Source organism: Streptomyces sp. B15, assembly GCF_018070605.1.
Taxonomy (GTDB): Bacteria; Actinomycetota; Actinomycetes; order Streptomycetales; family Streptomycetaceae; genus Streptomyces; species Streptomyces smyrnaeus.
On sequence record NZ_JAGPXJ010000137.1, the window covers coordinates 1 to 12948 of the forward strand.

Here is a 12948-nt window from a genome sequence, read left to right on the forward strand (position 1 = left end):
AGGACGACGGGAGCGGGCCGGGCGGTATCGGCCCCAAGGGCGGAGGCCACGGCAGCGGGGGCAGTGGCATCCAGGGAATGCGGGAGCGGGTGGCCGTGCTCGGCGGCGAACTGTCGGCCGGTCCGGGGCCCCGCGGCGGATTCACCGTCACCGCCCGTATTCCGTACGAGAATTGACCCCCGAGCCCCCGAACCATGGGTCCCCGGGGCGCCCGAGCCCCCGAGCCCACCACGTCACCGCATGTCACGATCGGAGCCGGCCTCTAATGATCACGATCCTGCTGGCCGACGACCAGCGCCTGGTGCGGGCCGGTTTCCGCTCGATCCTCGACGATGAGGACGACCTCCATGTCGTCGGCGAGGTGAGCGACGGCGACGAGGCCGTGGCCGCCTGCCGGGAACTGCGACCCGACGTCGTATTGATGGACATCCGGATGCCGGGCACCGACGGCATCGAGGCAACCCGCCGGATCACCGCCGATCCGCGCCTCACCGAGGTGCGGGTGGTCGTCCTGACCACCTTCGACCTGGACGACCACATCTACGGGGCGCTGCGGGCGGGCGCCACCGGCTTCCTGGTGAAGGACACCGAACCGGAGGAACTGCTGCAGGCGGTACGCGTGGCCGCGCGTGGTGACGCGCTGATCAGCCCCTCCGTCACCCGGCGGCTCATCGCCGAGTTCGCCGGCCGGGTCAAGGCACCCGAACCCGGCCCGCGCCTGAACGCGCTGACGGACCGGGAGCGCGAGGTGATGGAACTGGTCGCGGCCGGGCTGACCAACGACGAGATAGCCGGCCGACTGGTGCTGAGCCCGGCCACCGCCAAGACCCATGTCAGCCGCATCATGTCGAAGCTGGACGTACGCGACCGTTCCCAACTGGTCGTCCTGGCGTACGAGACCGGAATGGTCAGCCCCGGCTGGCTGACGGAATGACCCGCCGCCCCCGGCGGACCGGGCCCGCCATCCGGCAACCACCGGGGTACGTGGGCTCGGCCGAGCCGCGACCACCGGGGTAGCGCGGGTGTCAGCCGGAGGCCGACGCGGGCGACCCGGCCGGCCCGGCACGCTCCCGGCATGAGTACACCGTCCATACCAGCCAAGGCCGCACCCGCCCTGCTCGGTCTCCTGGTCGGCGGAGCCACGGGCTTTCTGCTGACCGAGACCGCGGGCGCCTTCTGCGCCTTCGTCCTCGACCGCACCCTCGATGTGGAGGGCACCGGAGCACTGCTGGCCGCATTCATCGCCGTCCCGGTGCTGTGCGCGCTCGGGGGAGCGGCGATCGGCATGCGCCGGGCCGCCGGCCGTACGCCGCGCCGGAACGGGGGCCGCTGACATGTCCGATCGCCGAGGCAGGACCGCGAGCGGAGACTCCGCCGCGTCCGCGACCGCTTCCCCCGAGTCCCGTCCGGACGCTCCCACGGGCTTCTTCGGCCGGCTGGCCGCCTGGTCCCAGCGCCACCGCTGGGGTGCCGTACTGCTGTGGGTGCTGGTGGTGGCCGCGATCACGGCCGGCTCCCAGGCTGCGGGCAGCAGCTACCGCAACGACTTCTCGCTGCCGGGCACCGAATCACAGGCCGCGACCGACCTGATGAAGCAGCACGGTTCGCTGCAGGCGGGCGACAGCGTCCAGATCGTCCTCAAGGACCCGCGGGGCATCGAGGAGCGCGAGCCGGCCGTCCCCCGCATGCTCGACCAGGTGCGCGAGCTTCCCAGCGTCGCCGAGGTGCGCAGCCCCTACGCCGACGCCTCGGCCGTCTCCGAGGACGGCACGATCGGCTACGCCACGGTGACGCTCGACGACAAGGCGCAGAGCGTGCCCGAGGCCGACGTCACCAGGATCATCGACACCGCGCAGGAGGCGGCCGAGGGCGGCCTGCGCGTCGAACTCGGCGGCGAGGCCGTGCGCGGCGCCGAGGAGGAAGGGGGTGGCTCCGCGGAGGGCGCGGGCATGCTCGCCGCGCTCGTCGTCCTCGTGCTGCTCTTCGGTTCGCTGGTGGCGGCGGCACTGCCGCTGGTCACCGCGCTGTTCGCGGTGGGCGGGGCGATCGGGCTGATCTCCCTGGCCTCCCATGTGTTCACCGTCGCCGACTTCACCCCGCCGATCATGATGCTGGTCGGACTCGGGGTCGGGGTCGACTACGCGCTGCTGATCTTCTACCGCTACCGCCACGAACTCACCCACGGCGCGGATCCCGCCGCGGCGGCCCGGCTCGCCCTGGACGCGGCGGGCCGCACGGTCTTCTTCGCCGGCTGCACCGTGATCATCGCGCTGCTCGGGCTGGTGGCGCTCGGCCTCGGCTCGCTGCAGGGCGTCGCCCTGGCCGTGGCGCTGACGGTCCTGGTCACCATGGCGGCCTCGCTGATCCTGCTGCCCGCCCTGCTCGCGCTCTTCGGCGGGCGTATCCGACGCAATGTGCTCAAGCGCGCCGAGAAGGCCGCGGCCAAGGGCAAGGAGGAAGGGGACCGCTGGCGGCAGCTGGCCCTCGCGGTGCAACGGCGCCCGCTGCCCGCCCTGCTCGCCGCGCTCATCGCCCTGCTGGCGCTGTCGGCTCCGGCGCTGGGGATGCGCCTCGGCTTCGCGGACGCCGGCAACGACGCGCCGAGCACCACGAGTCGGCAGGCCTACGACCTGCTCGCGGAGGGCTTCGGTCCAGGATTCAACGGTCCGCTGATCGTCGTGGCGAAGGGCGACCGGGCCGCGGGCGAGTCCGTGCGCGCCGCCCTGGGCAAGGCCGGCGGCGTCGCCGCGACCAGTCCCGCGCTGCCCTCCGAGGACGGCGAAGTGGCCACGGTCCTGGTCTTCCCGGAGACCGCGCCGCAGGACGAGGGCACCACCGATCTGGTGCACCGGCTGCGGGAGGACGTGCTGCCCCCGCTGGAGCGGGAAACCGGTGCGGACCTCCTGGTCGGGGGTTCCACCGCCGCCACGCAGGACTTCGCCGACAGCGTCGCGGAACGGATGCCGCTCTTCGTCGCCATCGTCGTGGGGATGTCGGTGCTGCTGCTGATGGTGGTCTTCCGTTCGGTCCTGATCCCCCTCAAGGCAGCCGTGCTGAATCTGCTGAGCATCTCCGCGGCACTGGGCGTGATCACGCCGGTCTTCCAGGAGGACTGGTTCGGGGTGCAGCCGGGGCCGGTCGAGGCGTTCATCCCAGTGATGATCTTCGCCATCGTCTTCGGACTCTCCATGGACTACGAGGTCTTCCTGATCTCTCGCATCCATGAGGAGTGGGAACGTACCCGGGACCACGGCCACGCGGTCCGCGAGGGCCTTGCCGCCACCGGCAAGGTGATCACGGCGGCCGCGGCCATCATGATCGTGGTGTTCGCCGCGTTCATCCTCAGCCCCAACCGCATGCTGCAGCAGTTCGGGCTGGGCCTCGCGGTGGCGATCTTGTTGGACGCCCTGGTCATCCGCTGCCTGATCGTGCCCGCAGTGATGCAGCTGCTCGGCCGCCGTGCCTGGTGGCTCCCGGCGCCGCTCGCCGAACGGCTGCCGAAGGCGGCACTGGAGCGGCCCGAAGCCCACTGAGCGGCGGGCGGCCAGGGGCCATTGGTGTCGGCCCCTACGAGTCGTCGCCGGTGAAGAACGGATCCGCGAGGCCGAGCCACCGGTCCCGCCCCTGTGCCAGCTCCTCGTAGCTCAGCAGGGCCGCGTCCAGGGCCTCGCGGATCCGGGCGGCGTCCAGGTCGACCCCGGTCAAGGTGATCTCGTTCCGGCGCTCGCCGAAGTAGTCGTCCCAGTACCAGGAGGCGAGCGTGCGCCGCTGCGCGGAGGCGGTCTGCCACAGTTGCGGAGCCTCCGCCTCCAGCCACGGGCCCGCCTCCCACAGCTGAAGATGCGCCCCGGCCGAACGCCAGGTCACCACGGAGTCGGGCCGGTTGGCCAGCCACAGGTGCCCATGGCCGCGTACGACTCCGAGCAGTACGACGGCCAGGGCGTCGGCCAGCCGTCCGGGGTGCACCGGGTGCCGGGCCCGCCACAGCACGGACCCCACACCGTGAGCGGTGTCGTGCGGCATGTGCGGCACCGTCACCGGGTCCAGCCGGGCCCGCCACGCCTCCTGGGGGTCGTAGGAGATCGGCCGCAGCGCGGCAGCGGGGAGCCGAGTCGGTGCTTCACCGTCCTGGGCCACCACCTGGGCGCGGCTGTTGAGCAGCTGGACCAACGAGGCCACTCCCGACGCGAGCCCGGTCCGGGTGCCGGCGGGGGAGTGCAGCACGACGGTGTCCGCCGTCTCCACCTGCGCTGCCGCGGCCTCGGCCCGTGTCACGGGGGCGCCGGCCGTCCAGCCGTTCCACCGGCGCACCGTGCGGTGGACGCAGCCGATGTCCGCCAGGAAGGAGGTCGGATCGATGCCGGCCAGCACGGGGCCCGGGGTGTAGTGGTCGCCGAGCGACCCGGCCCCGAGCTGGTCGCGCCACAGCTCCAGCAGGAGCGGCAGTGTGTCGAGCTCCTCGGGCAGCGCCAGTACGACGACGGACGGGCGGTGCGTGGCGCGCCCGATGGAGAGCAGATCCTGACGTAGGACCACGGCCGGGGCGCCGGCCACACCGTGGTACGCGGCGTCCCGCATACGCGGGTCGGCGCTCCGCGAGAGGCGTTGGACGACCGGATACGTGTCGGGCCCGTTCTGCAGCGAGACGGAGAGGACCAGGGCGTCCGGTGAGGCGTCCAGCACTCCGTCCACCAGAGCGCCGTGCGCTTCGGGGCAGTTGCCCGACACCACGCTCAGCAGGATCTCGCCGGGAGGGCGGGTCACTGTGCTTCCGGGAAGTCCCAGACGCGGCGCAGCGCGCCGTCGGTGAGGACGTCCCGGGGCCTTCCCTCCTCGACGAGCCGTCCGTCCTGGAGCAGCAGGCAGTGGTCGGACTCCCGGGCGGCGTTGAGGTCGTGCGTGGCCTGGACCACGGTCACCCCCTCGGCCGCGGCGGCCCCGAGCACGGTGGAGATGCTCTCCCGCGCCGCCATGTCCAGGCCGGTCGTCGGTTCGTCCAGCAGGAAGAGGCCGGCCTCCTGGGCGAGCCCCTGGGCGACGAGCGCGCGCTGCCGCTGACCGCCCGACAGTTCACCCAGCTGCCGCTCGGCCAGGTCGAGGATGCCGAGCCGGTCCATGCTGTCGCGCACGACGGAGCGGTCCCGGGCGGTGAGCCGCCGCCAGGCACCGCGATGCGCCCAGCGTCCCATCGTCACGGTTTCCCGGACGGTGAGCGGAAGGGTGTCGGAGACCGCGCTGCGCTGGACGACGAAGCAGGGGCGGGAGGTGCGGCTCCTGTCGAGGGAGCCGGAGGTGAGGGGGCGTACCCCGGCCAGGACGCTCAGGAGCGTGGATTTCCCCGAGCCGTTCGGTCCGACGACGGCGGTCGTCGCGGAGCCGGGGATGGATGCGGTGAGTTGGCGCAGCACCGGACGCCGGGGGTATCCGGCGGCGGCGTCGTGCAGCGTGACCTCGTACGGCCTGGGCTGTGGCATGTCCTCCCCTTGTTGTTATGACAATCATTTTCATTATAGGCTCCCGGTCATGGAGTGGTTGACCGGCCCGTTCGAAGTGGCCTTTGTCCAGCGGGCCCTGTGGAGTGGGATCCTGGTGTCCCTGATCTGCGCCACCGCCGGCACATGGGTCGTGCTGCGCGGTATGACCTTTCTCGGTGACGCCATGGCGCACGGCATGCTTCCCGGCGTCGCCGTCGCCTCGCTCTACGGCGGCAATCTGCTGGTCGGCGCCGCGGTGAGCGCCGGGGTGATGGCCTGCGGGGTGACCGCCCTCGGGCGTTCCCCCCGGCTCTCCCAGGACACCGGGATCGGCCTGCTGTTCGTGGGCATGCTCTCGCTGGGCGTGATCATCGTCTCCCGGTCGCAGTCCTTCGCGGTGGACCTCACCGGATTCCTGTTCGGCGATGTGCTCGCGGTACGGGACCAGGACCTGGTCAACCTCGCCGTGGCGCTGTGCGTGGCCGTACTCGTGTCCGCTCTGGGATACCGCTCCTTCCTGGCCCTCGCCTTCGACGAGCGGAAGGCCCACACCCTCGGACTGCGCCCCCGGCTGGCACACGCGGCCCTGCTCGGGCTCGTCACGCTGGCCATCGTCACGTCGTTCCACGTCGTCGGCACGCTGCTGGTCTTCGGACTGCTGATCGCCCCACCGGCCGCCGCGCTGCCGTGGTCGCGACGCATCCCGACGGTGATGGGCGGTGCGGCGCTGTTCGGAGTGGCCGCGACCTTCGCCGGACTCCTGGTCTCCTGGCACCTCGGTACGGCTGCCGGAGCGACGATCGCCGCGGTCGCCGTCCTGCTGTTCTTCCTCTCCGTGTTCGTTTCCCGGGTCCGGAACCGCCGAGCGGAGTACGCGCAGCCCACCCCCACAGACGAAGAACGAAGGGAACACGAGCACTCATCATGATCTGGAACCGGAAGAAGGCCGTGCCGGCCTCCGCCGCGGTCCTCTGTCTCGGACTGCTGCTGGCGGGCTGCGGCGGCAGCGGCGACGACAAGGGGAAGGAGGGGGGAGACAGCGCGAAGAACCCCGCGTCGTCGAAACCCCACGGGTACATAGCCGGCGCCGAAGAGGCCGCCGAGCAGCAGTCCCGCCTCGTGTTGGCGGACCGCGGAAGCGGCACTCTCACGCTGCTCGACCTCGTCAAGGGGAAGACCGAACCGCTGGGCCGGGCCCGCAAGGGCGCGGAACTGGTCACCGACGGCCGGTTCGCCTACGCCAACTCGGGCAGCGGCTCCGAGGTCTTCGACAGCGGGGCGTGGATGGTCGACCACGGAGACCATCTGCACTACTACCGTGCCGAGGCGCGCGGCCTGGGCACGGTGCGGGGGAAGAAGGTCGAAGACGTCTACAGCAGCAGGTGGCTGACGGCCTTCACCCTCGCCGACGGTACGGCCCGGCTTGTCGACCACGGCCGGATGGAGAAGGGCCGCATCAAGCCGACCGCGACCCTCGACGACGTCGAACCGGGCCCCGCGGTCCCCTTCGAGGAGGACGTACTGGTTCCCGCGGCCGGCCTCGGCGGGGACACCGTCGTCGAAGTGCGCGACCGGAAGGGCAAGAAGAAGACCACCCTCGGCGAGAAATGCCCCGAGCTGCGCGGTGCCGCAGTGACGCGGACCGGTGTCGTCTTCGGGTGCGCCGACGGCGCGCTGTTCGTGACGGAGAAGAAGGGCGAGCCCCATGCCGAGAGGATCCCCTTCGGCAGGAAGGTGGCGGACGACGAGCGCCCCGAATCCTTCCGCAGCCGCTCCCTCGGCACCACGCTGACCGCGAGGGCGGGAGACGACGCCGTATGGGTCCTGGATGTGGCCGAGCGCGAATGGAAGAAGATCGAGACCGCACCGGTGGCAGCCGTCAACAGCGCGGGAGAGGGCACCCCGCTACTGGTGCTGGACCGCTCGGGGACGTTGAGGGCGTACGAGATCTCGGACGGCAAGGAGATCGCCCGTAAGAAGATCCTCGCCGGGTCGCCGGATGCGAAGGACGCCTCCCGCTCGGTCATCGAGGTCGACGCCGCCCGTGCCTACATCAATGACGTGGCGGCCGAGAAGGTCTATGAGATCGACTACAACGACGATCTGCGCAAGGCCCGTTCCTTCTCCCTGGACTTCGCGCCCGCCGAGATGGTGGAGACGGGACGTTGAAGGCCGACACAGGAGCCGGGCGCTCCAACAGACGCGGTACGGCAGCCGGTGTCCTCCTGCTCGTCTGCGCGATGCTCGCCGGTTTGACGGGATGCCTCGCCACCGAGGACGGGCGCCCCACCGTGGTGGTCACCACCAACATCCTGGGCGACATCACGCGTGAGGTCGTCGGCGACGGGGCCGAGGTGAAGGTGCTGATGAAACCCAACGCCGACCCGCACTCCTTCGGTGTCTCAGCCGCCGAGGCAGCCCAGATCGAGAGCGCCGACCTGGTGGTCTACAACGGCCTGGGCCTGGAGGAGAACGTACTGCGCCATGTGGAGGCGGCCAAGGAAGCCGGGGTACCCACGCTCGGTGTCGCCCGGAGGGTGCACCCCCTCAGCTATCGGACGGACAAGACGGCCGGGCGGCCCGACCCGCACTTCTGGACCGACCCCTCCCGCGTACGCACCGCGGTCCGGCTCATCGGTGACGCGGTGGCCGAACATGTCGACGGGGTCGACAAGAGCGCCGTCAAGGAGCAGGCCACCGCGTACGGGAAGCAGATCGGGCAGCTCGGCACATGGATGGAGCAGCGCTTCGAGACGATCCCGAAGAGCCGCCGCAAGTTGGTGACCAACCACCATGTGTTCGGATATCTGGCCCGCCGGTTCGACTTCCAGGTCGTCGGCACCGTGATACCCAGCGGCACCACTCTCGCCTCTCCCAGCGCCGCGGACATGGAAGCGCTCACCACGACCATCGAGAAGGCCGGAGTCAAGGCGATCTTCGCCGACTCCTCGCAACCCGACCGGCTGGCGCGGGCGCTCAAGAAGGAGAGCGATGTCGAGGTGGCCGTGATCCCGCTGTTCTCCGAGTCCCTCACGGAAGAGGGGAAGGGCGCCGCCACCTATCTGCAGATGATGCGCGCCAACACCAAGTCGATAGTGCGCGGACTCGCGAAGTCCTAGCCCCACGAGCACACCCATACGTCTGTCCGCGGCTCGTGAGCGGCGGTGGACGAGGAAAGGAAGAACAATCATGAGCAGCAGTGCGCGCCTCCGCAGAGCGGCGACCTTCTCCGCGCTCCTTTTCACCTCCGTCGTCATGACGGCGTGCGGCGCGGAGGACACGGACACCAGGTCGTCCGCGAAGAGTGGGGACAAGCAGTCCGCCGCGGCGGTCGAGGACCCTCTCGTCGTCACGCACGACGGCGGGCTGTACGTGCTCGACGGGAAGTCCCTCAAGGTGGTCAAGGACGTACCGCTCGAGGGATACAACCGGGTGAATCCCGCAGGGGACGACAAGCACGTCATGGTGTCCACCTCGGAGGGCTTCCGGGTGCTGGACGCGGCCCGGCAGCAGCTGACGGAGACGGAGTTCAAGGGCGCCGAGCCCGGCCACGTGGTGCAGCACGCCGGGAAGACGGTGCTGTTCACCGACGGCACCGGCGAGGTGCGGATCTTCGACCCGGCCGAACTCGGAAAGAAGAAGCCGAGGGTCGACACCTACACCTCGCCCTCCCCGCACCACGGTGTCGCCGTCGAGTTGGAGAACGGCGAACTCGTCACCACGCTGGGCACCGCGAAGAAGCGCAAGGGCATCGTCGTCCTCGACGAGAAGCGCAAGGAGATCACCCGCAACGAGAAGTGCCCCGAGGTGCACGGCGAGGCGACCGCCAAGGACGAGGCGGTGGTCATCGGCTGCGAGGACGGCGTCCTCCTCTACAAGGACGGGAAGATCACCAAGATCGACAGCCCCACCGAGTACGGAAGGATCGGAAACCAGAAGGGCTCCGAGAAGTCCTCCGTCGTGCTCGGCGACTACAAGCAGGACCGGGAGGCCGAACTCGAACGCCCCGAGAAGGTCTCCCTGATCAACACCGAGACGGGCAAACTGAAGCTGGTCGACCTGGGCACCAGCTACAGCTTCAGGTCCCTGGCCCGCGGCCCCGAGGGGGAGGCGCTGGTGCTGGGCACGGACGGGAAGATCCACGTCATCGACCCCGAGAAGGGGAAGGTGAGCAGGACCATTCCCGTCGTCGAGGAGTGGCGCGAGCCCTTGGACTGGCAGCAGGCCCGCCCGGAGATCTTCGTACGCGAGAAGACGGCCTTCGTCACCGACCCCGAGCACAAGAAGCTCTACGCGGTCGACCTGGACTCCGGGAAGAAGAAGGCCACCGGCGCCTTCGAGGAGAAGCCGAACGAGATCACCGGAGTCGTCGCCGAGTAGCCCCGGCGGACCGACTCGGTACGCCCCACCCAGGGCGCCCGGTCGACGCGGCACGGCAGTCGGACCGTGCCCGTCGACCGGGCCGCCCTCCCGGCCTCCGGGAGGACCGTGACCGTACCCCTGTGAACACAACTGCCTGCACCCGTGTCACCCCGACTCCCGGCAGCGCGCGCGTGGTTGATCTCCCCTTGGACGAGGAGGTCCTGGCGGCCGGGGTCCTGAGCGTGCGTCGGGGACCGTCAGCGTGCGTCGACGACCATCAGCGCGGTGTGCAGCGAGGTGCGTGACTCGGCGCTGTCGAGGGGGACGCCCAGGATCTTCTCGATGCTGCGCAGCCGGCTGTAGAGGGTGGGCCGGCTCAGCCCGGTGAGGCGGGCGGTGTGTGTCTTGGAGCCGGAGCAGTCGAGATGGGTGCGCAGGAGGCCGAGCAGGTCCTCGCCGGTGCGCGCGTCGTGGTCGAGCAGGCGACCCAGCTCGGTCTCGGCGAACGCCTGGAGGCGGTGGTCGTCGCGGAGTAGGGCGACCAGTCCGCGCAGCCGCACGTCGGTCGAGCGGTAGAGGCGGTCGGTCTCCGGCATGGTCAGGCCGACCTCGGCGACGTGCTCCGCCTCGGCGAGGCCCTGGGCGGCCCCGACGAGGCTGGAGGAGGCGGGCGCGGTACCGGCGGCCCAGCCGTCGGTACCGCTCCGGCCGGTCAACCGCTCGCGCAGCCCGGTGCTGACGGCGCCGAGGGTCTGCTCGGGGCCCTTCGACGCGCATGAGATGACCGCTGAGACCGTTCCCGCACGGCGGATGGAGGCGAGCGCGCTCTCTCCGGCGGCGGCCACGGCCTGGCGGACGGCGGCCAGCAGCCGCCGGTCGGCCTCGCCCTGGGTCAGTGCGTCGGTGCCGGGACGTTGCTGCACGCGGACGGACAGCGGCGCGTAACGGCTGCTGGGGGTGAGCCCCAGCGCGGTCGCCCGTGCCATGGCCTCGGTCTCCTCGCCGACCCGGCCGCTGAGCAGGTCGTCGAGCAGACCGCCGAGTGCCTGGACCACGAGGGCGTCGCGTTCCTGCTGGATCATCCGGTGCAGTTGCAGCGACTGTGCGGCCCGTTCCAGCACCATGCGGGCGCGGGAGGTGTCCGCTGTCCCGGCGGGCAGTACGAGGCGGCCCCACCGCTCGGAGCCGACGCCCACCGGGACGGAGGACCAGGTGGGGCCGGTGGTGGAGGCGTCCGCCGTGTCGTGGAGGCGGGAGCGTTCGGCCCACTGGTGCAGCAGGGTCGCGGTCGGGGTGTCCAGGGCGCAAAAGGCCAGCACATGCCTGCTGACGTCCTCCAGGACGAGGGGGGCGCCCAGGGTCTGCGCCGCCCGCGTGACGATGTCCGTGGTGGAGGCCCGGGCGAGGTTGAGCGAGGTGAACACTTCGTGGGTGGTGCGGGCGAACTCGACCTCTTCGTACTGGTCGGCCACGATCAGCCGGTGCACCTGCTGGGTGACCTCGATGAACCGGGTCCTTCGGGCCAGTGCCACCACCGGCAGGGAGAGGGAGTCGGCGAGGGTCCCCAGCTGCTCGGGCACGGCGTCGAGGTGGGTGCCCAGCTCGACGACGAGACCCGCCACATCCTGCGCGGCCAGCCTGGTCAGATAGGTCCTGGTCCGCTGTGCACCGTCGGCCAGGGGGAGCCCGGTGGTCAGGACCAGCTCCCCACCCTCCAGCAGGTCGGTGAGGTCGGTGAGGTCACTGATGTGCACCCAGCGGACCGGCCGGTCCAGGTGCGCGTGGCCACCGACGATCTGCGGTCGGCCCGCGTCCATGGCGGACAGCTGGAGGATCTCCCGAATGGTCGGCTGCATTTACGCATCGTAAATAATTTCCTGTCCAGGTGTACAGAACGTCGGTGAGGGTTCTGGCAGCCTCTGAACAGGCAGCGGGCCCGCACCGGGCCGCGGCCTGCCTGCTGTGAGTGATCGAGCGAGGGTGAGGAAGCCGTGGCAACCAGCGATCTGACACGTGTCGGCCATTGGGTCGACAACAAGGCGTTCCCCGGCAACGGCGGACGGGTTGCCGAGGTGACCAACCCGGCGACCGGTGCGGTGACGCGCGAGGTGGCGCTTGCCGACGCGGCGGACTCCCGCACGGTGATCGAGGCGGCCGCGACCGCCTTCCCGGCCTGGCGTGACACCTCACTTGCCAAGCGCGTCGCGATCGTCTTCCGCTTCCGCGAACTGCTCAACCAGCGCAAGGACGAGCTCGCCGAGATCATCACGAACGAGCACGGCAAGGTTTTGTCGGACGCGTTGGGCGAGGTCACCCGCGGCCAGGAGGTCGTGGAGTTCGCCTGCGGCATTCCGCACCTGCTCAAGGGCGGCTTCAGCGAGAACGCCTCGACCGAGGTGGATGTGCACTCGGCCCGGCAGCCGCTGGGAGTGGTGGGCATCATCGCACCGTTCAACTTCCCGGCGATGGTGCCCATGTGGTTCTTCCCCATAGCCATCGCGGCGGGCAACACCGTGGTGCTCAAGCCGAGCGAGAAGGACCCGTCGGCCGCGCTGTGGCTGGCCGAGCTGTGGGCCGAGGCGGGGCTGCCCGCCGGTGTCTTCAATGTGCTGCAGGGCGACAAGGTCGCGGTCGACGAGCTGCTGTCCCACCGCTCCGTCAAGGCCGTCAGCTTTGTCGGCTCCACCCCGATCGCCCAGTACGTGTACGCCACGGGAACCGCCAACGGCAAGCGGGTCCAGGCCCTCGGCGGGGCGAAGAACCACGCCGTCGTCCTGCCCGACGCCGACCTGGACCTGGCGGCGGACGCCATGGTCAACGCCGGATTCGGGTCTGCGGGCGAGCGCTGCATGGCCATCTCGGCCGTGGTGGCGGTCGGCGCCGTCGCCGACGAACTCGTCGAGAAGATCGCTGAGCGGGCCCGGGGCATCAGGACCGGCGACGGCACCCGGAGCTGCGACATGGGGCCGCTGGTGACCGCGGCGCACCGCGACCGGGTCGCCTCCTACATCGACCGGGCCGAGCAGGACGGTGCGAGTCGGGTCGTGGACGGCCGCCGGGTCAGCGCGGCCGGCGGTCCGGACGGGTTCTGGCTCGGCCCCACGCTGCTCGC

Annotated in this window: 11 protein-coding genes; 8 read left to right on the top strand and 3 right to left on the bottom strand. The window is 70.8% G+C overall.

Going from position 1 to position 12948, the window contains the following annotated elements:
* Positions 1-265: 265 nt before the first annotated feature.
* The 3 genes from KBY19_RS33775 (at position 266) to KBY19_RS33785 (ending at position 3533) form a co-directional block, all read left to right on the top strand.
* Positions 266-934 carry a response regulator transcription factor gene (locus KBY19_RS33775; RefSeq protein ID WP_099885851.1) on the top strand — a complete coding sequence of 223 codons (669 nt, stop codon included), beginning with the start codon at positions 266-268 and terminating at the stop codon, positions 932-934.
* A 141-nt stretch (positions 935-1075) separates the two neighbouring features.
* A complete protein-coding gene (locus KBY19_RS33780) occupies positions 1076-1333 on the top strand; it encodes a hypothetical protein (protein WP_210967364.1) in 258 nt (85 codons plus the stop codon).
* A 1-nt stretch (position 1334) separates the two neighbouring features.
* Complete coding sequence (locus KBY19_RS33785) at positions 1335-3533, top strand: MMPL family transporter (protein WP_210967365.1); 2199 nt, start codon at positions 1335-1337, stop codon at positions 3531-3533.
* 34 nt (positions 3534-3567) lie between these two features.
* Here KBY19_RS33785 and KBY19_RS37685 read toward each other — a convergent pair whose 3' ends face one another.
* Complete coding sequence (locus KBY19_RS37685) at positions 3568-4764, bottom strand: GTP-binding protein (protein WP_099885854.1); 1197 nt, start codon at positions 4762-4764, stop codon at positions 3568-3570.
* Positions 4761-5474: a zinc ABC transporter ATP-binding protein AztA gene (aztA, locus tag KBY19_RS33795; RefSeq protein WP_099885855.1), complete on the bottom strand. Its 714-nt coding sequence runs from the start codon at positions 5472-5474 to the stop codon at positions 4761-4763. The genes KBY19_RS37685 and aztA overlap by 4 nt, the downstream gene beginning before the upstream one ends.
* Positions 5475-5523: 49 nt before the next feature.
* Here aztA and aztB point away from each other — a divergent pair, with 49 nt between their 5' ends.
* The 4 genes from aztB to aztD all read left to right on the top strand — a co-directional run bounded on the left by aztB (position 5524) and on the right by aztD (position 9854).
* The gene (aztB, locus tag KBY19_RS33800; protein ID WP_099885856.1) at positions 5524-6402 is read left to right on the top strand and encodes a zinc ABC transporter permease AztB; all 879 of its coding nucleotides are present in this window, start codon (positions 5524-5526) and stop codon (positions 6400-6402) included.
* Complete coding sequence (locus KBY19_RS33805; RefSeq protein WP_099885857.1) at positions 6399-7643, top strand: hypothetical protein; 1245 nt, start codon at positions 6399-6401, stop codon at positions 7641-7643. The genes aztB and KBY19_RS33805 overlap by 4 nt, the downstream gene beginning before the upstream one ends.
* A 71-nt stretch (positions 7644-7714) precedes the next feature.
* Positions 7715-8593: a zinc ABC transporter substrate-binding protein AztC gene (gene aztC / locus KBY19_RS33810; protein ID WP_210967368.1), complete on the top strand. Its 879-nt coding sequence runs from the start codon at positions 7715-7717 to the stop codon at positions 8591-8593.
* Positions 8594-8663: 70 nt separating this feature from the next.
* On the top strand, positions 8664-9854 hold the full coding sequence (gene aztD, locus KBY19_RS33815) for a zinc metallochaperone AztD (RefSeq protein ID WP_099885858.1): 1191 nt from the start codon (positions 8664-8666) through the stop codon (positions 9852-9854).
* 239 nt (positions 9855-10093) lie between these two features.
* Here aztD and KBY19_RS33820 read toward each other — a convergent pair whose 3' ends face one another.
* Entirely contained in the window at positions 10094-11692 is a 1599-nt protein-coding gene (locus KBY19_RS33820; RefSeq protein ID WP_210967366.1) for a PucR family transcriptional regulator, read from the bottom strand.
* 135 nt (positions 11693-11827) lie between these two features.
* Here KBY19_RS33820 and mmsA point away from each other — a divergent pair.
* Positions 11828-12948 (top strand): CoA-acylating methylmalonate-semialdehyde dehydrogenase (gene mmsA, locus KBY19_RS33825; protein WP_210967367.1); only part of this gene is annotated, 1121 nt, incomplete at its 3' end.